This is a genomic window from Providencia sp. (assembly GCF_003533305.1).
Lineage (GTDB): Bacteria > Pseudomonadota > Gammaproteobacteria > Enterobacterales > Enterobacteriaceae > Providencia.
On the sequence record NZ_DOEH01000019.1, the window covers coordinates 15,919 to 40,006 of the forward strand.

At 37.5% G+C, this 24,088-nt stretch carries 18 protein-coding genes and 4 tRNA genes; 14 read left to right on the forward strand and 8 right to left on the reverse strand.

Annotated features, from left to right (window positions below):
• Positions 1-133 precede the first annotated feature (133 nt).
• Positions 134-481, forward strand: coding sequence for a helix-turn-helix domain-containing protein (locus DD649_RS11830; RefSeq protein WP_294107221.1), 348 nt, complete (start codon positions 134-136; stop codon positions 479-481).
• Positions 364-1,521 (forward strand): site-specific integrase, encoded by a 1,158-nt coding sequence (locus DD649_RS11835; RefSeq protein ID WP_294107328.1) that lies wholly within the window; start codon positions 364-366, stop codon positions 1,519-1,521. Before DD649_RS11830 ends, DD649_RS11835 begins: the two co-directional genes overlap by 118 nt.
• 14 nt (positions 1,522-1,535) lie before the next feature.
• On the opposite strand, the gene DD649_RS11840 is transcribed toward DD649_RS11835, so the two are convergent.
• Positions 1,536-1,611: transfer RNA gene (locus DD649_RS11840), tRNA-Lys, on the reverse strand.
• 256 nt (positions 1,612-1,867) lie between these two features.
• On the opposite strand from DD649_RS11840, the gene cycA reads away from it, so the two are divergent.
• Entirely contained in the window at positions 1,868-3,268 is a 1,401-nt protein-coding gene (gene cycA / locus DD649_RS11845) for a D-serine/D-alanine/glycine transporter (RefSeq protein WP_294107222.1), read from the forward strand.
• A 90-nt stretch (positions 3,269-3,358) separates the two neighbouring features.
• Here the strand turns inward: cycA and putP are convergent, their stop codons facing one another.
• The gene (putP, locus tag DD649_RS11850) at positions 3,359-4,843 is read right to left on the reverse strand and encodes a sodium/proline symporter PutP (RefSeq protein WP_294107223.1); all 1,485 of its coding nucleotides are present in this window, start codon (positions 4,841-4,843) and stop codon (positions 3,359-3,361) included.
• Between the two features lie 472 nt (positions 4,844-5,315).
• On the opposite strand from putP, the gene putA reads away from it, so the two are divergent.
• Positions 5,316-9,299, forward strand: a complete 3,984-nt coding sequence (putA, locus tag DD649_RS11855) for a trifunctional transcriptional regulator/proline dehydrogenase/L-glutamate gamma-semialdehyde dehydrogenase (protein WP_294107224.1) — start codon at positions 5,316-5,318, stop codon at positions 9,297-9,299.
• A 299-nt stretch (positions 9,300-9,598) separates the two neighbouring features.
• Here the strand turns inward: putA and fliZ are convergent, their stop codons facing one another.
• Positions 9,599-10,111 (reverse strand): flagella biosynthesis regulatory protein FliZ, encoded by a 513-nt coding sequence (gene fliZ / locus DD649_RS11860; protein ID WP_294107225.1) that lies wholly within the window; start codon positions 10,109-10,111, stop codon positions 9,599-9,601.
• Positions 10,112-11,157: 1,046 nt separating this feature from the next.
• Here fliZ and DD649_RS11865 point away from each other — a divergent pair.
• Positions 11,158-11,466, forward strand: a complete 309-nt coding sequence (locus tag DD649_RS11865) for a DUF5339 domain-containing protein (protein WP_294107226.1) — start codon at positions 11,158-11,160, stop codon at positions 11,464-11,466.
• A 298-nt stretch (positions 11,467-11,764) separates the two neighbouring features.
• On the opposite strand, the gene mgtA is transcribed toward DD649_RS11865, so the two are convergent.
• The 4 genes from mgtA to cspE all read right to left on the reverse strand — a co-directional run bounded on the left by mgtA (position 11,765) and on the right by cspE (position 16,259).
• On the reverse strand, positions 11,765-14,467 hold the full coding sequence (mgtA, locus tag DD649_RS11870) for a magnesium-translocating P-type ATPase (protein ID WP_294107227.1): 2,703 nt from the start codon (positions 14,465-14,467) through the stop codon (positions 11,765-11,767).
• A gap of 150 nt (positions 14,468-14,617) precedes the next feature.
• Entirely contained in the window at positions 14,618-15,316 is a 699-nt protein-coding gene (locus tag DD649_RS11875; RefSeq protein ID WP_336430794.1) for an MgtC family protein, read from the reverse strand.
• 427 nt (positions 15,317-15,743) lie between these two features.
• Positions 15,744-15,935, reverse strand: coding sequence for a protein DsrB (dsrB, locus tag DD649_RS11880; RefSeq protein WP_294107229.1), 192 nt, complete (start codon positions 15,933-15,935; stop codon positions 15,744-15,746).
• Between the two features lie 111 nt (positions 15,936-16,046).
• The gene (gene cspE / locus DD649_RS11885) at positions 16,047-16,259 is read right to left on the reverse strand and encodes a transcription antiterminator/RNA stability regulator CspE (protein WP_294107230.1); all 213 of its coding nucleotides are present in this window, start codon (positions 16,257-16,259) and stop codon (positions 16,047-16,049) included.
• Between the two features lie 495 nt (positions 16,260-16,754).
• On the opposite strand from cspE, the gene DD649_RS11890 reads away from it, so the two are divergent.
• From DD649_RS11890 to DD649_RS11920, 7 genes are all read left to right on the forward strand, one after another.
• Entirely contained in the window at positions 16,755-17,258 is a 504-nt protein-coding gene (locus DD649_RS11890; RefSeq protein ID WP_294107231.1) for a YlaC family protein, read from the forward strand.
• Positions 17,259-17,393: 135 nt separating this feature from the next.
• Positions 17,394-17,469, forward strand: a tRNA-Asn gene (locus DD649_RS11895).
• Between the two features lie 423 nt (positions 17,470-17,892).
• Positions 17,893-17,968, forward strand: a tRNA-Asn gene (locus tag DD649_RS11900).
• Positions 17,969-18,336: 368 nt separating this feature from the next.
• Positions 18,337-18,412, forward strand: a tRNA-Asn gene (locus DD649_RS11905).
• A gap of 231 nt (positions 18,413-18,643) precedes the next feature.
• On the forward strand, positions 18,644-19,696 hold the full coding sequence (pyrC, locus tag DD649_RS11910) for a dihydroorotase (protein WP_294107232.1): 1,053 nt from the start codon (positions 18,644-18,646) through the stop codon (positions 19,694-19,696).
• A 212-nt stretch (positions 19,697-19,908) separates the two neighbouring features.
• Positions 19,909-20,163 (forward strand): biofilm formation regulator BssS, encoded by a 255-nt coding sequence (gene bssS / locus DD649_RS11915; protein WP_294107233.1) that lies wholly within the window; start codon positions 19,909-19,911, stop codon positions 20,161-20,163.
• 235 nt (positions 20,164-20,398) lie between these two features.
• Complete coding sequence (locus DD649_RS11920) at positions 20,399-20,992, forward strand: LuxR C-terminal-related transcriptional regulator (RefSeq protein WP_294107234.1); 594 nt, start codon at positions 20,399-20,401, stop codon at positions 20,990-20,992.
• A 41-nt stretch (positions 20,993-21,033) separates the two neighbouring features.
• Here DD649_RS11920 and DD649_RS11925 read toward each other — a convergent pair whose 3' ends face one another.
• A complete protein-coding gene (locus DD649_RS11925) occupies positions 21,034-22,080 on the reverse strand; it encodes a rhodanese-related sulfurtransferase (RefSeq protein ID WP_336430795.1) in 1,047 nt (348 codons plus the stop codon).
• Positions 22,081-22,421: 341 nt separating this feature from the next.
• Between DD649_RS11925 and DD649_RS11930 the strand changes: the two genes are divergently transcribed.
• Positions 22,422-23,030, forward strand: coding sequence for a DUF1007 family protein (locus DD649_RS11930; RefSeq protein WP_294107329.1), 609 nt, complete (start codon positions 22,422-22,424; stop codon positions 23,028-23,030).
• The gene (locus DD649_RS11935; protein ID WP_336430796.1) at positions 23,021-24,052 is read left to right on the forward strand and encodes a nickel/cobalt transporter; all 1,032 of its coding nucleotides are present in this window, start codon (positions 23,021-23,023) and stop codon (positions 24,050-24,052) included. The genes DD649_RS11930 and DD649_RS11935 overlap by 10 nt, the downstream gene beginning before the upstream one ends.
• Positions 24,053-24,088: the final 36 nt, after the last annotated feature.

Here is a 24,088-nt window from a genome sequence, read left to right on the forward strand (position 1 = left end):
GAATTATCCAAGCAAACAATAAGCAAATACCTTCCAGAATTCACAAACCTATTACCACCCGATAAGAAATTAAAATACACACCTAACATGTGGTTCAATCACTATGTTATGACTATTGATAAGGAGATTAATGATGGATAAATTTTCTCTGTCATTCAGTGAAGCATGCCTATTTATTGGAGTGTCCCCTCCGACGTTAAGAAATTGGATTAAAACAGGAAGATTAATCGCAGCTCAGAAAAACCCACTCAAAAAACAGTCACCCTACTTACTTACTCGGCAAAATTGCATTGCCGCACTAAACAATCCGATCAACACTATTAATGTGAGCGGAGTTGACGCTAAGGAAGGCAATCAATGTCAATATTCAAAAGGGGTTCCGGTTGGTACGCCGACATCACAATCCCGGGCGGTAAAAGAATTAAGCAGTCACTTGGAACGCAGGACAGAAGGCAAGCGCAGGAGTTGCACGACAAATTAAGAGCTGAACTATGGCGAGTTGATAAGTTGGGCGATTATCCAGACGTTATTTTTGAAGAGGCTTGCGTTAGATGGATTGAAGAGAAGTCAGATAAAAAATCATTAGATACAGATAAGAGTTTGATTGGTTTTTGGGTTATGCATTTTGCTGGATTAAATTTAAAGGTAATAACGGCCGCAAAAATTTATGCTGCCGTTAGTAAGATGCAAAATAGAAAGCACTTAGCAAATTGGGAAGCAAAAAAAGAAGCCTGCACTAGAAAAGGCAAGACAATCCCACCATACACCCCTAAACCTGCGTCACAATCAACAAAATCAAGTCATATGGCATTCATGAAATCCTTATTGCGTGCAGCAGAGAGAGAGTGGAAATGGCTAGATAAAGCACCAATAATAAAAGTTAATCAACCTAAAAATAAACGGATTAGATGGTTAGAACCCTACGAAGCACTTCGATTGATAAATGAATGCCCCGAACCATTAAAATCCGTTGTTCAATTTGCATTATCAACAGGGCTACGCAGATCAAACATAATAAATCTGGAATGGCAGCAAATAGACATGCAAAGAAAAGTTGCTTGGATTAATCCAGAAGATAGCAAATCAGGTAAAGCCATTGGAGTGGCGTTAAATGATACATCATGTCAGGTACTGCGTAACCAGATTGGCAACCATCATAAATGGGTGTTTGTACATAGAGAGGCTGCAAATAGAAATGACGGAACAATGACTCCGGAAATCAGAAAAATGAGAGTTGACAATAATCGCTCTTGGAACTCAGCATTAAAAAGAGCTGGAATTGAAGATTTAAGATTTCATGATTTAAGGCACACATGGGCAAGCTGGCTTGTTCAGTCTGGCGTTCCGTTATCAATACTTCAAGAAATGGGAGGGTGGGAGTCAATAGAGATGGTGCGTAGATATGCCCACTTAGCGCCGAATCATTTAACTGAACATGCAAAGCAAATTGACGTCATATTTGATACTTACGTCCCATCTACGTCCCATTTATCAATCAATGACATAGCTAGTGGAGGCTAACACATTGATTTAATTGGTGGGTCGTGGGGGGTTCGAACCCCCGACCAATTGATTAAGAGTCAACTGCTCTACCGACTGAGCTAACAACCCGATGGCAAATATTTAACGCCTATCATTTGGTACAGTCAATGTTATTCTGCTATTTTTATTGTGTAAGTTAATTTTAAGTTGCGAATGTTAAATATATATTTGCTACAGATTGATTTATAACCGCTTCGATTTTAGTAAGCTAACTTTTCCTTACTATAATTGAGATTTATGTCACAATATTTAACGCAAACATAACCACATAAATAAAAAAATATTGTGGCTAAACATCATAAATCACTACCGGATATTTTACTGTATGGAAGAAAATGCGACGTCAAACTCGACTCAGCCCTCAGCTGATCGTAACCAATTACAACGCAGTCTTAGTAACCGCCATATTCAACTAATTGCTATTGGCGGTGCAATTGGTACTGGCCTATTTATGGGCTCAGGTAAAACTATCTCACTCGCTGGGCCCTCTATCATATTCGTTTATATGATAATCGGCTTCATACTATTTTTTGTTATGCGGGCAATGGGAGAATTACTCCTCTCTAATCTCAACTATAAATCATTCAGTGATTTCTCGGCAGACTTAATCGGTCCATGGGCAGGTTTCTTTGTTGGCTGGACGTACTGGTTTTGCTGGGTTATCACCGGTATTGCTGACATTATTGCAATCACAGCCTATGTCAGCTTTTGGGCACCCGACTACCCTGAATGGATAACTTCATTCATCTGTGTCATCACCCTACTAACCTTAAACTTAGTTTCTGTCCGACTCTTTGGTGAAATGGAATTTTGGTTTGCTATGATCAAAATAATTGCCATTATTGCTTTAATTGCAGTCGGTGGGACTCTCATTGCAATAAACTTCCAATCACCGGCCGGTCATACTGCTTCATTAAGTAACATCTGGAATGATGGTGGTATGTTCCCTATGGGGATCAGCGGCTTTTTTGCCGGTTTCCAAATTGCTATATTTGCCTTTGTCGGAATTGAGCTAGTTGGTACTGCGGCAGCAGAAACGCGTGACCCAGAAAAATCACTTCCTAAAGCTATTAATGCCATACCTATTCGTATCATTGCATTTTATGTATTGTCTTTAATTGTCATTATGGCAGTTACGCCATGGCGCACAATTTTAGCCGACAAAAGCCCATTTGTAGAAATGTTTGTCCTAATCAGTTTACCTGCCGCGGCAAGTATCGTGAATTTTGTTGTACTAACCTCAGCAGCTTCATCAGCTAATAGCGGTGTTTTTTCAACTAGTCGTATGCTATTTGGCCTTTCCAAAGAAGGTGATGCGCCAAAACAGTTTAGCCAGTTATCGAAAAAAGCAGTTCCAGCAACTGGACTAATTTTTACCTGTATCTGTTTGAGTTTTGGTATCGTTCTAATCTATTTTATCCCCGATATCATGCATGCCTTTACATTGGTGACGACGGTATCTGCGATATTATTTATGTTTGTTTGGAGCATGATCTTATACAGCTATCTCAATTTCCGGAAAAGACGCCCTGAACTACATAAAGCTTCGCGTTACAAAATGCCAGCAGGTATCATAATGTCTTGGGTTAGCTTAGCCTTTTTTGCTTTTATGATTGTACTACTCGCATTCCAGCACGATACTCGGCAAGCGCTGATTGCTACGCCTGTTTGGTTTATTATCCTATTTGTTGGCTACCAAATTGTTAAAAGACGTAAAGTAAGTTAAGTTGATTGAATGAATGACAAAAAGGCCAGCGAGTTGAAAATAATTCGCTGGCCTTTTAAGTGATATATTCTGAATATGTTAACTTATCATCTATTTAACTTTATATTCAGCTTCCGCTTCATCAAAACGAGCCTGTGCAATAGCACTTGGCGCTTTAGTTATCATACTGACCACAACTATTGCAATCGCGGCAAATAAGAAGCCTGGAATAATTTCGTATAAATCAAACCACTTATACTTCATCCATACTAATACTGTAATGGCACCAACAAGCATTCCAGCCAAGGCACCAGTTCTGGTCATCCGTTTCCAAGTGACCGACAGTAAAACCACTGGACCAAAGGCAGCACCAAATCCAGCCCACGCATTACTCACTAAAGACAAAACCTTATTGTTAGGGTCGCGAGCAATATAAATCGCAATAGCAGCAACGAGCAATACCATGCAGCGTCCGACCCAAACTAACTCTTTTTGGCTAGCATTTTTACGAACAAAGGGCTTATATAAATCTTCTGTTAACGCACTTGCACAAACGAGTAATTGGCAACTCAACGTACTCATTACTGCGGCTAAAATTGCAGACAATAAAATACCCGCGATCCATGGATTAAACAGAATTCCAGCTAACTCCATAAAAATACGTTCATTATTTTTTATTACCGCGCCAGCTTGGCCCGGATTCATTTCAAAATAACCAATACCGAAGAAACCAACCGCAATTGTGCCGCCAAGACATAACACCATCCATGTCATACTAATACGCCTAGCTGAACGAATGGTACGATGTGAATCTGCGGCCATAAAACGCGCTAAAATATGTGGCTGCCCAAAATAACCTAAACCCCATCCTAATAATGAAAGAATGGCGATAAAGTTCATGCCTTTAAACATATCCAGATATTCAGGATTTTTTGCCTTAATAACTTCAATAGAAGTATCAATACCACCCATAGATAAAATGACCACAATCGGCGTCAATATCAGCGCGAAAATCATCAGTGACGCTTGAACAGTATCCGTCCAACTGACTGCAAGGAAACCACCTAAGAATGTATAGGCAATAGTTGCTAATGCACCAAGCCACATGGCTTTTTCATAACTGATGTTAAAGGTGCTTTCAAATAATAAGCCCCCTGCAACAACCCCTGAAGCGCAGTAAATCGTAAAGAAAACTAAAATAACGACCGCTGAAATAATACGCAGAATTTTACTATTATCTTCAAAACGGCTTGTAAAGTAGTCCGGCAATGTCAATGCATTGTTATTTTTTTCTGTTTGTACACGCAAACGACCCGCGACAAATAACCAATTCAAATAGGCGCCTAAACTCAAACCAATGGCTATCCAACTTTCAGAAATACCCGCAATAAAAATAGCGCCGGGTAACCCCATCAGTAACCAGCCACTCATATCAGAAGCTCCGGCAGAAAGTGCGGTAACAACACTTCCTAAACTGCGTCCTCCAAGAATGTAATCATCAAAGTTTTTTGTTGAACGATAAGCAAGGTAGCCTATCAGCAACATGCCAAAAATATATACGATGAACGTGATGATCATCGGAGTACTTACATTCATCCGTTGTCTCCATAGAATTACTTATTAGTGAGTTATCTTTATAAAAATCATTGATAACTTGTCACTATATGATGTGGCACATAATTGCACAGTTGCAATTTTTTCATGCTCATCATTTATGTTGTGATTGTTTGCGTTGCACTTATTTTATTAGCTTAACCAGCACATGCTAAACAAAGTCACATGTAATTAACAAGAAATTAACCGAATTTTATTCTATAAATAGAAGCCATATCACAAATGTTAAAGTTATAAGTTAAATTATCAATTAATTGATTAACTAATCCCTCAACCTTACAAAGGTTATAATTAACTGATATACATATATAATTATTATTTTAGGCTGATAAAAACAAGCGTTGTTTCACATTTTAGCTACAATCATGATTAACAATGTTGCACAAAGTTGCAACACTGAGATAATGTTGTGTAACTTTTCTATTTTAAATACTGATGAATTAGAGGAATTAAGATGAGTAGCACAACAACTATGGGTGTAAGACTTGATGAAGCAACTCGAGAACGCATTAAAGCGGCCGCTCAACGTCTTGATCGCACCTCACATTGGTTGATCAAACAAGCTATCTATACTTATTTAGAACAACTCGATAATGAACAATTTATGCCTGAGTTGTCAGCCAATATGGATGCTAAAGATAACCAATCGATTAATGAAGACTTAGCTGTAGAGACCCATTATCAGCCATTCTTAGATTTCGCAGAACATATTTTACCTCAATCTGTAAAACGCTCAGCCATCACTTCCGCATACCGTATTCCAGAAACCCAAGCCGTATCCATGCTATTGCAGCAAGCGCAACTCCCCCCAGAGCAAGCAGAAGCAGCGCATAAGCTGGCTTATTCCATCGCTGAAAAATTACGTAATCAAAAAAGCAGCACAGGTCGAGCTGGATTAGTACAAGGGCTATTACAAGAGTTCTCGCTTTCCTCTCAAGAAGGCGTGGCGCTAATGTGCCTCGCTGAAGCCCTGCTCCGTATTCCAGATAAAGCCACTCGTGATGCACTTATTCGTGATAAAATCAGTAATGGAAATTGGCAATCCCATTTAGGTCAAAGTAGCTCTATGTTTGTTAATGCAGCAACATGGGGATTACTGTTTACCGGCAAGCTAGTATCAACACATAATGAAGCCAAATTGTCTTCATCATTAAACCGTATTCTAAGTAAAAGTGGTGAACCCTTGGTACGCAAAGGCGTTGATATGGCGATGCGTTTGATGGGTGAGCAATTTGTTACTGGTGAGACTATCGCTCAAGCCTTAGCCAATGCGCGTAAATTAGAAGACAAAGGCTTCCGCTATTCTTATGACATGCTCGGTGAAGCGGCTTTAACCGAAAAAGATGCTCAAGATTATATGGTGTCTTATCAACAAGCTATCCATGCAATCGGCAAAGCATCTAACGGCCGCGGTATTTATGAAGGCCCGGGTATTTCAATCAAACTTTCAGCATTACACCCTCGCTATAGCCGTGCGCAATATGATCGTGTCATGGATGAACTCTATCCACGCTTATTGTCTTTGGTACTACAAGCCCATCAATATGATATTGGTATTAATATTGATGCGGAAGAAGCTGACCGTTTAGAGATTTCTTTAGATTTACTCGAAAAACTGTGCTTTGAGCCGCAGTTGGCAGGCTGGAATGGTATTGGTTTTGTCATTCAGGCGTATCAAAAACGCTGTCCATTTGTCATTGATTCTATTATTAATCTTGCACAGCGTAGCAACCGCCGCTTAATGATCCGTTTAGTTAAAGGTGCGTACTGGGATAGCGAAATTAAGCAGGCTCAAGTTGATGGGCTCGAAGGCTATCCAGTTTATACTCGTAAAGTGTATACTGACGTTTCCTATATTGCCTGCGCTCGTAAACTACTCTCTGCCCCTAACTTAATTTATCCTCAATTTGCAACTCATAACGCACATACGCTTTCGGCTATTTATCAATTAGCAGGTCAAAACTATTACCCAGGTCAATATGAATTCCAATGTTTGCATGGCATGGGTGAACCATTGTACGAACAAGTCGTGGGTAAAGTTGCTGATGGCAAGTTAAATCGCCCATGCCGTATTTATGCACCCGTTGGTACCCATGAAACACTATTAGCCTATTTAGTTCGTCGACTATTGGAAAATGGTGCCAATACATCCTTTGTTAACCGTATTGCAGATGGCACAATTCCTTTAGATGAGCTTGTAGCGGATCCGGTTAAAGATGTTATTGAACTGGCAAAAACAGAAGGCCAAATAGGTTTACCACATCCGAAAATAGCATTGCCTCGAGATTTATATGGAAAACGCCGAGTCAATTCAATGGGTCTTGACCTGTCGAATGAACACCGCTTAGCATCTTTATCCAGTGCACTATTGACTGCCGCAATGCAGGAAAAAATAGCCGCACCATTATTAGGTGCAGACTTCCAATCAGAGCAACCTACACCTGAAGCGATAGCTATCATCAACCCCGCTTGCCATCGTGATATTGTTGGTCATGTACGAGAAGCCACTGAGCAAGAAGCCAATCATGCATTAAATATTGCGAACGATGCGGGCGCAATTTGGTTTGCAACCCCACCATCTGAACGGGCAGCTATTTTATTGCGTGCAGCCGATCTTATGGAACAACAGTTGCAGCCACTTCTAGATGTGCTAGTTCGCGAAGCAGGAAAAACCTATGAGAATGCAATTTCAGAAATCAGAGAAGCAGTTGATTTCTTAAATTATTATGCAACTCAAGTTCGCGACGACTTTGATAACAATACCCATCGTCCTCTTGGCCCAGTGGTTTGCATTAGCCCTTGGAACTTCCCGCTAGCCATTTTTACGGGACAAATTGCAGCGGCGCTCGCAGCTGGTAACCCTGTACTTGCAAAGCCTGCGGAGCAAACACCACTGATTGGCGCAATTGCGGTTTCAATTTTACACCAAGCAGGTATTCCAACAGATGTGCTGCAATTCCTACCCGGAAAAGGCGAAACTATTGGTGCAAAACTGGTGGGTGACGAACGTGTTCGCGGCGTAATGTTTACGGGTTCAACAGAAGTTGCCGGACTATTACAGCGCAATATTGCAGGTAGACTTGATGCACAAGGTCGCCCGACCCCTCTCATCGCGGAAACGGGCGGGCTGAATGCGATGATAGTAGATTCATCAGCACTCACCGAACAGGTTGTCACTGATGTTGTTGCATCAGCATTTGATAGCGCAGGTCAACGTTGCTCAGCCTTGCGTATTCTTTGTATTCAAGATGACGTCGCCGAACGTACAATCCGTATGTTAAAAGGGGCGATGGAAGAGTGCAGAATGGGTAATCCAGAGCATCTTTCGACCGATATTGGCCCAGTTATTGATAAGGAAGCCAAAGAAAATATTGAACAGCATATTCAGCAAATGCGCAGCAAAGGCAAAATGGTATTCCAAGCTGCTTTTGAAAACAAAGATGATCAGCAAGAGCAAATGGAAGGAACCTTTGTTAAGCCAACATTGATTGAGCTTGATGATGTCAGTGAATTGAAAAAAGAAGTTTTTGGCCCTGTTCTACATGTCGTTCGCTACAAGCGTGAAGATCTCGAGTCAATTGTTAATCAAATCAATGCTACAGGTTATGGACTAACTTTAGGTGTTCATACCCGTATTGACGAAACAATCAATCAAGTTATTGCCATAGCTAAAGTCGGCAACTTATATGTTAACCGTAATATGGTCGGTGCTGTCGTTGGTGTGCAACCATTTGGTGGTGAAGGTTTATCGGGTACCGGACCAAAAGCAGGTGGTCCACTGTATCTATATCGCTTACTGAGTGAACGTCCAGAAAATGCAGTTTGTCACACGCTAGAAAGACAAGATAGTGAATTGCCAATGGATGCAAGTGCACGCTCCCAGTTACTAATGCCTTTTGATGAACTCTCTTTATGGGCACAAAAACACGATCAACTAATTGAACCTACGGTTATCGAACAATTTTCTCGTCTCACACAAGCGGGAACTTCTCGTTTATTACCGGGACCTACAGGTGAACGAAATACCTATACCCTACGCCCTCGCGGAACGATACTGTGTATTAGTGATAATGAAAAAGATTGTTTAGTCCAATTGGCAGCAGTATTAGCAAGTGGTTGCCAATCACTGTGGCCTGAAGATGAACTTCATCAGAAACTATTTAAGTCACTACCAGAAAAAGTGCGCAATACTATTGCATTGACAAAAAACTGGCAAGAATTTCAAGGGCAAATTGAAGGGGTTATTTATCACGGAGATAGCGACCAACTAAAAGACATTTGCCAAGCGGTTACAACACGTAAAGGACCAATAATTTCTGTTCAAGGTTTTGAGCGTGGAGAAACGAATTTACGTATAGAACGACTTGTTCATGAACGATCATTAAGCGTAAATACGGCAGCAGCAGGTGGAAATGCTAGCCTCATGACAATAGGTTAAAATGCAAAGACCTGAACCTATTTAATTAGGTTCAGGTCATACTTTATATTACTCACTCTCTCCCCTATTCATTCCAACGTATTAATCTCTTAATTTTAATTAATCATTCACCAATATTAAAAAAAATTTTATTTTTTAATAAAAAAAATAGCATGATTAAATCAAACAAAAAAATTAATTAAGGTTGAGAAAATTTGAGTGTACCTAAAACGGCAAAAGGTGTCCAAAGGACACCAATTTCATTATTAACAAGAAAAAATTAGATTAACCGCCTAATTTTTATTATGTTTTAATGTCTATTAGTTCTTTTCTGATTCCCAATATAAATACTGCTCATACTTACGTAAGGCAATATTATAATTACTGAATGCAGAATCAGTCATTTTTTCACTTAATTGCTCTTGAACCTTGCTTGCAGCAAATTCTTTCATCGAGAAATTAGATGAAGACAGCAGTTCGTCTAAACGGCGTAGACGGACAACATATTCACGAACGGTACTATGGCTCATCTCAGTCTGTAAGAACAAATACTGTTTAAATGACATAATATCAAAATAATCAGTATTGCTATTGCAGTAAATTTCACTACAAAAACGACAAAGTGCAGTAAATTTACCCTGCAGCTCTACCCACGCGCTCTCATCGACTAATTCAGTCATATCAGCGATAGCTTCTTTATTTAAGATGTCATCGTTGAATACTAAAGAAATACGATCAAGCGTCTTGTGACAATGTGCACAATGAGTTTGGCTGTGTTTAAAATCTTTGATGTAACGGCTCAGTGGCCGTTTCTTTACAATAGAAGCAGACATAATGGTAAAGCCCTGTGTGTAAGTCTAAATATAAAATTGTAACAATATAAATCTTGTTACATACATGTCATGCCCATAGCATTAATAAAATGTCTACTATGTTGCATAGTGATACGACCTAAGCCGCATCTATTTTTCTTACTTTCCCTTTAGGCGAATATTCATCCTGAGAATGTAATGTAAGAAATTTTATTTCCCTTTGTCTGACACATTCTAACTCGTCTATCACTCTTTGGCGAATTTCTACAACGAGTAAATTTTGATACGAATTTGATTTAGCGTCAACTAAGAAAAAATATTTATTGTTAATTATGTACACATAATTTTAACCTAAGATTCCGATTCTCGATCGGCCTAAGGGGGAAGACTTTACCTGATAATTCGAGTTTCGTACAAAGGAAATTTGATTTAAAAATCAATCTTATACTCATACAAAGGTTTAAATCGTAAATTTGTGATTCAGCTCACTTTTCTCTTCTATAATAGCATCTTAAATGTACAGCTTATAATTCTGACAATATTGAATAGGCAGACATATGCCGAATTACGTAAAAAATAATTTACACTTTTCATTTTTTATTCTGTATTTACTGCATATACAAAAAAGTTATAAATATGAGTGAAATTGTTATAACACTCTAAAATTTCAGTTTATATCTGAAATGCGCTCATAATATTTAGTTATTTTTACTTAGTGAACAGTTTGTTTGTCATATGGCAAAATAGTTAGAATACGTATCTACTACATAACAACGCCATAACTAAAATCAGATTGAAAAACAAAAAACCAACATACTGATAACGAGAAATAAGATAAAAGCTACTATTTAATATTTTTATAGAGTGATATTTTTATATTATGCCATTTAAGACACTATCACTAATAAAGTAATAGCTTAACTCATTGATTTAAAAGCCATTTAACACGAACAATAATACATGAAAATCATATCTTACTTTTAGGATTTGTTACAATTGATATTAAAAACTTCTCTTATATACTTTGTTTTGCAATATTTATAACTAAATAATTTAAAAGGTTGATTATGAAAAAGTTAATTTTAGCTTGTAGTATGGGGTTATTGGCACTGACAATCACTGCTTGTTCTGAAGAAGAAAAGAAAAGTGAAGTTGCTGGTGCAACTGAAACTTGTAATGCTTACTTCGCAGAAGTTGATAGTTTAATTGCAAAAGCTTCAGAAAATCCGCAAGCAAAAGCGCAGTTAGATGCGATGAAAGGTCAATTGGAAGAAGGCAAAAAACAAGTTGCAGCACTGCCTAAAGATCAACAAGACCAAGCCTGTCAGCAAGGTATTGATGCAATGAAACAAATGAAAACTGCTTTAGGTCTGTAATAAGCCGAATTCAGTTTAGTACACGAAAGAGTCATATTTTGGCTCTTTCTGTTTAAACCTATTCCTCTTTATGCATTGTTATACAATCCATTCTATAAATACCCATCTTATTATCTAATAAAAAATTAGTATCTAAAATAAAAAGTCATACATTATAACTCACTGATTTATTATCATTTATTTTATAATCAAAGACAAATAAATATGAAACATTAAGTCTAACTCGCTTATAATATCTAAATAGATTATCAATAATAAGCAGTAGAGACACGCATGTCCCTACTGCCTCATTTTTATTTTATAACCACGTTCCAAATCGTTTTATATAAAACTGTTTCATTAACTGAGCCACAACACAATAGCTTACTAATGTTAAAACAAGCCATGGGAAATACTCAATAGGTAAAGGCTGCAATCCAATCATTTCACCAAATGAAGAAAATGGAATATAAAGTCCTAACGCCATCACAATTCCGGTTGTTAATAATACAGGCAAGGCAGCTGTACTTTGAATAAATGGAATTTTTTGTGTTCGTAACATATGAACGACCAGTGTTTGCGATAACAGTCCTTCAACAAACCATCCTGATTGGAAAAGAGCCTCATGTGATATATTGTTAGCTTCAAATACATACCACATAAGCGCAAATGTTGTGATATCAAAAATAGAAGATGTTGGGCCAATCCAAATCATAAAGCGGCCGATATTTTTTGAATCCCATTTACGAGGACGTTTTAAAAATTCTTTATCCATTTTATCCCAAGGTAATGCTAATTGGGACATATCGTACAATAAGTTTTGAACCAATAAATGAATCGCTAACATCGGTAAGAAAGGAATAAATGCACTAGCAATTAAGACTGAAAATACATTCCCGAAGTTTGAGCTCGCCGTCATATTCAAATACTTAATAATATTACCGAACGTCTCTCTTCCTTTGATTACCCCCTGCTCTAAAACCATTAAATCCTTTTCAAGCAAAATAATATCCGCTGATTCTTTCGCAATATCGGTTGCTGTATCGACAGATATTCCCACATCAGCATCGCGCAAAGCGGGTGCATCATTGATACCATCACCTAAAAATCCAACTGTGTGCCCATTAGCTTGTAATCGTTTCAGTATTCTCGATTTTTGTAATGGTGTTAGCTTACAAAAAACAGAAACTTGCTCAACCCTTTGACTCAGCTCCTCGTCACTGAGCACCTCTACTTCGAGTCCACTCATAATTTCACTGACATTTAACCCAACATCATGGCAAATTTTTTCAGTAATAATCGCGTTATCACCAGTAAGTACTTTTACTGTCACCCCATTTTCACGTAATGCGGCAATGGCTTTTATAGCACTTTCCTTTGCAGGATCAAGAAACGTTAAAATACCTTGTAATTCAAGTTGTTGTTCTACCTTGGCAGATAAAGGTAAATGCGCTTCTGAATTATTCAGCACCCGAGTTGCAAGTAATAAAACACGAAAACCTTGTTTATTATAGTGACTAACAAGTTCTGTTATTTTCTCTCTTGCAGATCCATCTAAAGAGCATAACTCACCATTTTGTTGATAATATTGGCATGCAGCAAGCATCTCTTCTGCTGCACCCTTACAAATTAATAAGGCATCTCCTTCTGGAGTCATAACTGAAACCGATAGCTTGCGACGAATAAAATCAAAAGGAAGCTCATCAATTTTTTGATAGCCTTTTAATTGCTCAATCTTTTCGTTGCCTCTGCCACGACGAACAATAGCTTGATCCATCATGTTCTTAGCACCACTTTGATGGAAACTATTTAGCCATGCTAACTGCAAAACCTTATTATCGATTTGCCCATAGCTATCCAGATAGTGTTCTAAAATAATACGATCTTGCGTTAATGTGCCGGTTTTATCCGTGCATAGCACATCCATTGCCCCAAAGTTTTGAATTGCATTTAATCTTTTAACAATCACTTTGTGCTTAGACATTGCGATTGCACCCTTCGCAAGATTCGAACTCACGATCATAGGTAGCATTTCAGGCGTTAAACCAACAGCAACCGCCAATGAGAATAGCGTCGCTTCAAACCAATCTCCTTTCGTAAATCCATTGATTAATAAAACAATTGGAACCATGACTAGCATGAATCTTATTAACAACCAACTCACACTATTGACGCCACGATCAAACGCGGTCTGAGCCCGACTACCAACAATTGATTTAGCCAACGATCCTAAATACGTTTTTCCACCTGTAGCAACCACTATTCCTCTCGCTGTCCCACTTGTGACATTCGTTCCCATCAAACAAATATTAGAGATCTCTAATAATTCATTCTCTGAAGGAGAGATAGCATCACTACTTTTGGCAGTTATATCCCCAAGCGTGTCATATTTTTCAACTGGGATGGATTCTCCCGTTAAAATTGCTTGGCTAATAAATAAATCTCTTGATTCAACTAACTTGAGATCGGCAGGCACCATATCTCCGGCAGATAATAAAACAATATCACCAGAAACAAGGCATTTGATAGGCACTTCTTTACGCGTGGAGCGGCCAGTTTTACTATCTCGTCGAAAAACAGTTGCGGTAGTTCGAACTAAAGATTTCAATGCTTCTGCGGCTTTATTCGTTCTATACTCTTGCCAAAATCGTAATAAACCACTCAGAAGAACCATGGTGACGATAATAATAACGCCAGTTAAATCAGTTTCTTCTCCATGACGCTCTGGAATGAGAAAATCAGTAAAGAAACTCACCACAGCTAATATGATTAATACAAAAATAAAAGGATTTTTAAATGAGGAAATTAGTTGTTTCCAAGCTGGAGGGGCTTTTTCATGAGCAACTTCATTTTCACCTTCAGTCACCAAGCGATCTAAAGCTTCGTTTTCAGATAACCCAAGCATGTTAGTTTGATACTCATTGAGCACTTGCTCGATGCTTTTACTCGCTTGTTCGCCAACAATATATTTTTGACGTGCAGGCATTTTCACGCTTTTGCGTTGATGTCTTAATTCAGTCATAACATTATCTCGAATACAGCACTATGTGCTTTTTCAAATGCTATCTAACTGAAAAAGAATTATATTTTCAGCTAGATAGCGTCGTTTTATATCTCCATGACGGAGGGTGGTCGTCCATTTCGGCTCCTATAGTTAATTAACTTTCGGCATTCAAGCAGGTAGCTCTGATGCCACTTTCCAATTGATAGCACTAACACTTTGTTCAAGACTAATACGGCATACCAATGCTTCTATTTCTTTTTGCTCCGCTGGTGTCGCAAGGAATTCAGCGCAAACTTCTAATTGTTCCGGTTTTAAAGTATCAGCACTACTGAGAGATTGCAGGCGGATATGTAATCCATTAATTGCTTGTAAAATCAATGTTCTAACTAAAATCTCATCATTTTGATGACACATTACTCGCATTTTGTAACGCTGCTCTACATCAAGCGCTTGCTGCTGAGGTTGTCGATTAATACGTGATGCCGCTTCTCTTAACAAAATATTGGCGCAAAGGATTAACAACGTTGCCATCCATGCTAAGGAATATTGACCAAGGCCACATAAAACACCAATTCCAGCGGAACACCAAAGCGTTGCAGCTGTGTTCAAACCGCGAATATTCATTCCTTCACGCATGATCACTCCGGCCCCTAGAAAGCCAATACCCGACACTACTTGTGCCGCAATACGACCTGGGCTATCAGGTGATGTTGTCACTGAACTCAGAATAAAAACGGCCGCGCCTGTGGCAACTAACGCATTGGTTCGCAGACCAGCCATACGTTGGCGCCATTGACGTTCAGCCCCAATTAATGCCCCCATACACATAGCGGCAATTAGATTTAAAATATCAGGAGTAAAAAGCATAATTGCTCCTCCAAAAATGAATTGGATAGCGATATATATACTTAATTAAAAGCATATAGCCTAATTATTGAATAACAGCGTTATTCGAATACTATTAGCTATTGCCTGGAGGGAATAAAGAATAAAAATAGATCAACATAATACTCACCCAATACAGCCGTAGTGAATTACTCATAAAAATGAAATAATACTCATATAAATATTAGGGGTATGCGTGATAGGAATATCAGACACCGCCCGCCATAGTGGCAAGCAGTTAAAAGAAAAGACGATTAATTACTTGCCATACATTAAGTTTTTAGTACAACTCTGACTGTCCAATTAATAATCTCCGTAATAAAAGCTGAGCTGAGTATAGAGGCGTAATTTTTGTAAGTAAAGAATAAAATGTTAATAAATAGAATATTATTAATCTCTTTATTTATTCTTATTCATCTATTGGTGTAACAAAAATACCTTCAGTACTTTCTTTTTCATTAAAGAACCAAATACCACCTGGATATTCAGGTAATGAAATTAAATACATAACCCCTTCATTAAAAGGTTCAATCAATAGTATTGTCCCTTCGCGACGCGCTTGCCCATCAGTTTTAACATAAACGCGATCATTAATTTTCATAATATAAAAATCCTCCAATTTAAAGTTAACCTAAGACTGTCAATGTAGCGCATACGAAAAAGCCCGTCATTAAAAATGACGGGCTTTAGAAAATTAGTTACGTAATTTAGCTTAGATAGCGTTTACGTTAGCAGCTGCTGGACCTTTAGCACCATTTTCGATGGTGAATTCAACTTGCTGGCCTTCTGCCAGAGTTTTGAAACCAGCGCCTTGAATGGCTGAGAAGTGTACGAATACGTCTTTGCTACCATCAGCTGGAGTGATGAAACCGAAGCCTTTAGACTCGTTGAACCACTTAACTTGACCTTTCATTTTGTCGGACATTTGCACTTTTCCTATATAACATCAAAAAAACTTGCCTTTTGGCATAATATGGCCAGAGTCAGCTATTTAATAGGGAAGTACCAAGATATTGTGTCAGGATAAAAAATCATCAATAACAATAATGCTACTGACAACATTCTTCTTTATAACTCACTAACTTAGTCATCGTACATCAAATAGGACTGCTAAACAGGCCGACGTTTATTAACTCATGAGTAAAAGATAATAGCAACTATTTTATACCCACAAAGTATAATTTTTTGCTATTTTTTCGACTAGGTCACTTTTCACTTTTTTCATTAACAATGAATTTGCATTTTATTGATAATTTAAAGAATTTTTTAAATTTCACTGTGAAAAAAATCTAAAAATGTCAGTAAGAAAAATCTGATACAATGACAATCACATTAAATATTTTTTTTAACTGATATATAACAATTTCACCTACACATGATACCCTCATAGCATAGATGTTCTACTAGAGAGCTATCACATATGAATATTATCAAACAAATACTTATAGAAGATTTGCAAACCATCAACGAGAATGAAAAACGTGATGGAAAACCTTATTTCAATAGTCAATTTCTGATCGGTCATCCCTATTTATGTATTGGTATGGTTGCCGCTTACATTCCATTAGCTATTATCCTTTGGTACGCACCTTACTTTGGCCCCTATTGGACACTGGGTATCACCCTATTATTCTTAATATTAACGAGCGTATTATTATTTGATGTTAAGCCTGTTTACCATTTTGACGATATCGGTATTCTTGATTTACGCGTCTGCTATAATGGTGAGTGGTTTGTCACTGAACCCGTATCTGATAATGCCATTAGTAAAATACTTGATTCAAAAGAAGTTAATAGTTCAATCAAGCAAGAAATTTCTCGTTTATTAGCATTAAAAGGGACAATTTCGTTTTACGATATTTATCACATTGCTTTTCCTGAGGTTTCAGCACCCGAACAAGCAAAACTTGCTACTCAAAATTAAGTTATATCAATCAACTAGCGTAAAAATCAGTCATAATGAGCAACGAATAAGCATCTGAAATTTTTTTATGTTTTTATCGTTGACAGCCTGAGGCGATGTCGTTAATATCCGCCTCGTTCTCAGGAACAAAGTAATTCCTCCATAGTTCAGTCGGTAGAACGGCGGACTGTTAATCCGTATGTCGCTGGTTCAAGTCCAGCTGGAGGAGCCAAATTTAAGAAGCCTGCCTTGTGCGGGCTTTTTGTTGTCTATCGTTTGCATTACGATTTAAAAATACCGCCTCCCCTTGCTAGACGTGGATCTCTAGCTATTATATTTTCAACTTTGTTATTATTTCATTATTACGACTTAATTTTTCTTCTCAATCTTATAAGCCTGCTTTATAACTTCTACTTTTTCATCTCTTTGGCTCAATTTCTCTACTTAGCGCCACTGCATGCCATCACTCGTTATTCCTTTTTATTTAATAACTTCGGCGATTAAGGAATGTTCTCATCTATATTCATATCCATCTTCGAATAGATAACATCCTAATTGCTTACTTAACACCCACTTAGTCATTTTTTTTATTTTTATGCTTTACAAGTGAAAGCAGGATGGGTAATATGCGCCTCGTTCTCAGGAACAATGCAATTCCTCCATAGTTCAGTCGGTAGAACGGCGGACTGTTAATCCGTATGTCGCTGGTTCGAGTCCAGCTGGAGGAGCCAAATTTAAGAAGCCTGCCTTGTGCAGGCTTTTTGTTATTTGCAGTTTTTCGAAATAATATTGTTTGAAAAATTGCACGTAGCAAAACCCACGTAACAAACCAACAAATTTAATCTAGCTAAAGCGCCTCTCACGCTAAAATACCTCCGTCAACCTCCCCTCTGATTTTATTTTACCTACCTCTATTTATAATTTACCGTTAAACATCAGGTTGTTGTTTCCATTTTATTATCATTTTTATATTCCCATAATACTTTTCGATGAAACTTCCGACAATTCGAGCAGATAACAGGCAGTCAGTGCAATTTTGTTGTTTTCCCCTTTGACATTAAAGGTGGAGGACGCTAATATCCTCTACGTATTAAGGAGTTCCTCCATAGTTCAGTCGGTAGAACGGCGGACTGTTAATCCGTATGTCGCTGGTTCGAGTCCAGCTGGAGGAGCCAACTTAATATATCCTTTCTATTATTCTTACGTTATAAATCCTGTTGACTACCTTATTTAAAGTTCACCTCAACCAAAACAATAAATCTCACATACCCTTCAAAAATGATTAATTAACATAGCTATTTTTTTACTTTCGCTTTATCATTCTTTCCCGGCCTGAGCACTCGGTTTATAAGTTAAAATTTATAATCCAGCTCAAACTCATATCCTACCTTTACGGAGCCGGTTTAATGACAACTGTAACTACCCTAACGATCCGCCGCCCAGACGATTGGCATGTTCATTTTCGTGACGATGAAATGTTAAAGACTGTTGTGCCGTTTACGAGTCAGTTTTTTGGTCGAGCCATTGTCATGCCTAACCTTGTCCCACCCATCACCACGATTGAAGCCGCCAAAGCATACCGTGAGCGCATCATACAGGCAGTCCCTACGGGACACCAATTTACACCATTAATGACCTGCTACCTCACAGACAGCGCTGATGCTAACGAAATAATCAAAGGCTTTCATGAAGGCGTCTTTGCAGCTTGTAAACTCTATCCTGCGAATGCAACTACTAACTCTAGTCACGGCGTCTCTGATATCAAAAAAATATATCCTGTGCTCGCTGCTATGGAACAAGCTGGCATGCCATTGCTTATCCATGGAGAAGTCACCGCAAGTCACATTGATATTTTTGACCGAGAAGCGCTATTTATTGAGCAAGTCATGTTGCCACTAAGGGGCCAATTTCCGCAATTAAAAGTTGTTTTTGAACATATTACAACCAAGGAAGCCGCCCAGTATGTCTTAGAAGCTAATGAGTTCACTGCTGCGACGCTCACACCACAACATTTGATGTTTAACCGCAACCACTTGCTTGTTGGTGGTGTTAGGCCACACTTGTTCTGCTTGCCTATTTTAAAACGTAATATTCACCAAGTAGCACTACGTGAAGCAGTCGCTTCCGGTTGTGACCGTTTCTTCCTCGGAACGGATACCGCGCCACATATTCAATCACGTAAAGAGTCTTCTTGTGGCTGTGCGGGTGTATTTAACTCCCCGACTGCACTGCAAGCTTATGCAACAGTATTTGAAGAACTCGGTGCATTAGCCCACTTTGAAGCTTTCTGTTCATTGAATGGACCTAAATTCTACGGCCTCCCAGTTAATGAAGGCCATATCACGCTCACAAGAACCGAAAGTATCACTTGCGAGTCGATTCACTGTGATAATGATAAATTAATTCCATTCTTAGCAGGTGAAGACTCTCGTTGGTCTATCTCTATTACTAACGCATAATTTAATAGGGGGAGTTGAATAAGCTTCCCTTAATTTCTTTGAACGACATCACTTTATTTTTGCATTTACTGTCATTAATGTGAAAAATGATCTTTATTTGCTATCTTATTAGCCAAATCCTCTTATACTCAATATTGCTCGTTGTAAGCACTTTGCTCTTAGTCAGTTATAGATATTAATTATTTATCACGCCGTTTGATTAGGAGGTTTTCATGAATAGAAAAGATGATGTGATCCAAACCCACCCCGTTGTTGGCTGGGACATCAGTACTGTTGATGCATACGATGCAATGATGTTACGTCTGCATTATCTCCCAGAAAAAAATGAAAATATTGAGAGTGCCATTGTTGATAAAACAATGTGGTTAACAACAGATATCGCTAAACAACTTATTAATATTCTTCAAGCAGGTATTGATAAAATTGAATCTGGCGAATATATACAGCTTAATATCAAAAAACACTAGTTGCCTAAATAGGTATTTGGCTAAAATCAAATACCTAATTCCAATCAATACAACTAAAATATTCACCATAAAAATAGTAACATGAGATATTTACTGTTTTTATTAATATTTAATAATAATTAGCTAAGAATTAATTTAAAATAAAGACACTATTGATTATTTTTATTATTACTTAGTTGACTTCCATATCATTTTCAATTTATTGTAACACTCTTTCTGAACAAGGATGTTCCCTATGCGAATATTAGTTATTGATGAGTGTTATTACACCCGACTTGGTATTACTGAATATTTATCTTCTAATGAAAAATTAGAGTTTATTAGTACAGGGTGCATTGATGAAGCGATTACATTTATAAATGATATACCTCCAAGTATTGTGCTAGTTAATTTAACCTATTACTGTCATTATTCAAATTATTGTCCAACGTTAAAAAAATTATTAAATAATTCAGCAAATATTCGTTTCTATATCTATATAAATGCCACCTACCCATCAACCGATAGGCCATTGTTATTAAAAGATAATTTTTTCATTATGTCTAAAAACATTATTATTCAAACGCTCGATAAAGTCGTCAAAGATCCAGAACAAATAGAGCAAATAACCAAGCTTGCAAATAATATTGACTCATCTATATTCACAGCGAAAGAGCAAAATATTATTAACAACTGGATGAATGAAACGCCCAATCATATTATCTCTCGAAAGTTAGGCATTAGTAATAGTACGGTTTATTCACAAAAAAGACATATCACTTCTAAAGTTTTCGTGAAAAATAGAATTGAACTTTTTTTTATATACAATGTTTTTAAATATTTGTATTAAAAAAGCCCTTATAATAAGGGCTAAAATATAGATAAACTAAATCATTTATTATTATTTAATAAGCCATCGGATAAACGGTGGCGTGATTTATTAAAGATTTGGTTACTAACCTCACGTCCTGCACGACGAGCACGTTGTTGTTCTTCAGGCAACTTCATTTCTTCAGTGCAAGAAACACTACAACACCCTTCATATTTTTCAGCACAGCTTGGGCATTGAATAAACAATAAATGGCAACCATCATTGCTACAGTTCGTATGAGAGTCACATGGTTCACCGCATTGATGGCACTGTGCTAACATATCTTCTGTTATGCGTTCGCCCATACGGTTATCAAAAACAAAGTTTTTACCTTTAAATTTCAAGGGTAAACCTTGTTCTTTCGCTTTACGTGCGTACTCAATAATACCACCTTCAACGTGGTAAACATTTTTAAAACCATTATGTAGCATATAAGCACTGGCTTTCTCACAACGAATGCCGCCAGTACAATACATCACCACATTCTTGTCTTTTTGCTGCTGTAACATTTCAACAGCCATTGGAAGCTGTTCTCTGAAAGTATCTGATGGCACTTCAAGTGCATTTTCAAAATGGCCAACTTCATATTCGTAATGATTACGCATATCAACGAAGACCGTATTCGGATCATCAATCATGTCGTTGACTTGATGCGCTTTCAAATACTGCCCTGTATTGGATGGATCAAACGTCTCATCATCAATACCATCAGCAACAACACGGTCACGCACCTTCATGCGTAATACCCAAAATGATTTTCCATCATCATCAATTGCAATATTTAACCGTAAATTGTTTAAGACAGGGTCTGTACCATAAATCACTTCACGCAATGCATTCACATTGGATTCAGGTACACTGATTTGCGCATTAATACCCTCTTTCGCAATATATACACGACCAAAAACATTCAAACCTTTAAATTGCTGATACCAATTATTACGAAATGCAGCAGGATCTTGAATATTAAAATACTTATAAAAAGAGATAGTTGTACGTGGCTCACTTTCAGCCAACATGCGTTCTTTAAGAATTTTGTTTGAGACTTGATTATGTAACACTGGCATGGTGTTCTCATTTCCTTTATAACTTGATAATATTTAACGATTTAATATCAATGCGCCCATAAATTGTCCACATTTGATCATTCCTAATATTATCGCTGTAATTATGTTAATAAAAAACCTTTTTTTTGAAAGGTTATTGTTAGCAGAAATCATCATAGGTTAATTATAGGCGTGACTTATGAATCATGCCCTATCGCTGAACATGAACAAAAACTGTTTGTCATTTAATAGTGATATTTTTATACACTGATATATTTATTGCTCATCACTGTTATGTTATAACATGCTATCCCATGTGCAATTAACTAATGATAATGATTAAATTAACTTTTTTCCTTTTGATGCTTTTTTGTTTAACGTCGACAAAAACTATTGCTCATCCGCATAGTTTTATTGATATGAGAATAGCGATTGATACTCAGCAAGATAATTATTCAGGGATAACTTATATCTGGAAAATGGATCCGATGACTTCAGCCGATATAGCTTATGAACTCAAAGGGATAAAAAATGATGATCCGCGCTGGAAAAAACAAGAAGCCATCATTATGGCTAATATTTTGGTACAAAATTATTTCACGGATTTTTATTATCAAAATAAAAAAGTAAAATTTAAAACAATCCCAAATAGCTATCGTTTACAAAAAGACGGTTTTCAGCTGGTATTCACATTCAGTACCTCATTAGCACAACCTTTACCTATCGCTAATTCACTGGTTGAAATATTAACTTATGATCCAACGTTCTATGTCAGTATGACTTATCAAAACAAACAACAAATCGACGTTCCTTTAGAAATCGCAGCTCATTGTAATGTCATATTGAAAGAAGCAGAAATTACCGATGCTATGCGTAGTTACGCATTTTCTTTAGATACCGACCAATCTCCAGATGAAGATCTTGCGCTTGGTAAACAATTTGCTCAAAGGGTTAATATTCAATGTCCTTAACTTCTTCACAAGCAAAAAAATCAACTAAGTCTATCTATATCTATTTGATAATAATTGTTTTAATAGGTTACAGTGCTTGGGAAATTTATCAGTATTGGGGAGTTTGGTTGCAACAAAGTGTGATTTGGCAAAAAGAACTCAATCAAGGGTTAGCAACCTTATTACAAGCCACTTCAACCGACCCTCTATACGCAGGCAGTACACTCGTTGCCGTCAGTTTTTTATATGGTTTGCTACATGCACTGGGGCCAGGCCATGGGAAATTAATCATCACCACCTATATTGCAACGCAATCCACCTATTTAAAACAAAGCGTTATTATCAGTTTGCTCGCATCACTACTACAAGGTTTTGTTGCTATTTTACTGGTTTCATTTGTGCTAATTATATTTCAACTTTCAACACAACATTTAAATCTTGCCAGTCGATATGCTGAACAACTTAGCTATGCTTTTGTTATTATTTTAGGTCTTATTCTGTGTTTGACTGCGATACGTCAATGGTGGCGTGAAAGTAGAACAAAAACATACCGTTTTCATCATTTACAACCTATACCCTCTTCAAACAAGCCTATCTCACTAATCAACAGTCAAGTTTTATCAGTAAATTCAGTACAATGTGATTGTGGCCATAAACATGTTGTGCAAGAGGAAGATTTACAACAGAACCTAAAAGCAAAAATATTCATTATATTATCTATGGGACTGCGCCCCTGCTCTGGCGCCTTATTAGTCTTGCTGTTTTCTTATGTGATTGATGCTTATATCTGGGGAATTATTGCCGCTTTAGCTATGGCTGTAGGGACCGCGATCACTATTTGTGCCATTGCTATATTTGTTCATTTTATGCGCTACAGCGCCTTACGAGTTTCTCAGTCAAAAGGCATCTATTTGCATCCCTATTGGCGTATTGCACTCAGGCTAGTCGCAGGTATTATTTTTGTACTAATTGGTGTATTGATGTACCAAAGTTTGATGATGAGTGAAGTGGTTTCGCCTTTCCTTTCACCACGAACTTTCTGATAGTAGCGAAAAAAGGGAGGGCTCCCCCTCCCCGGC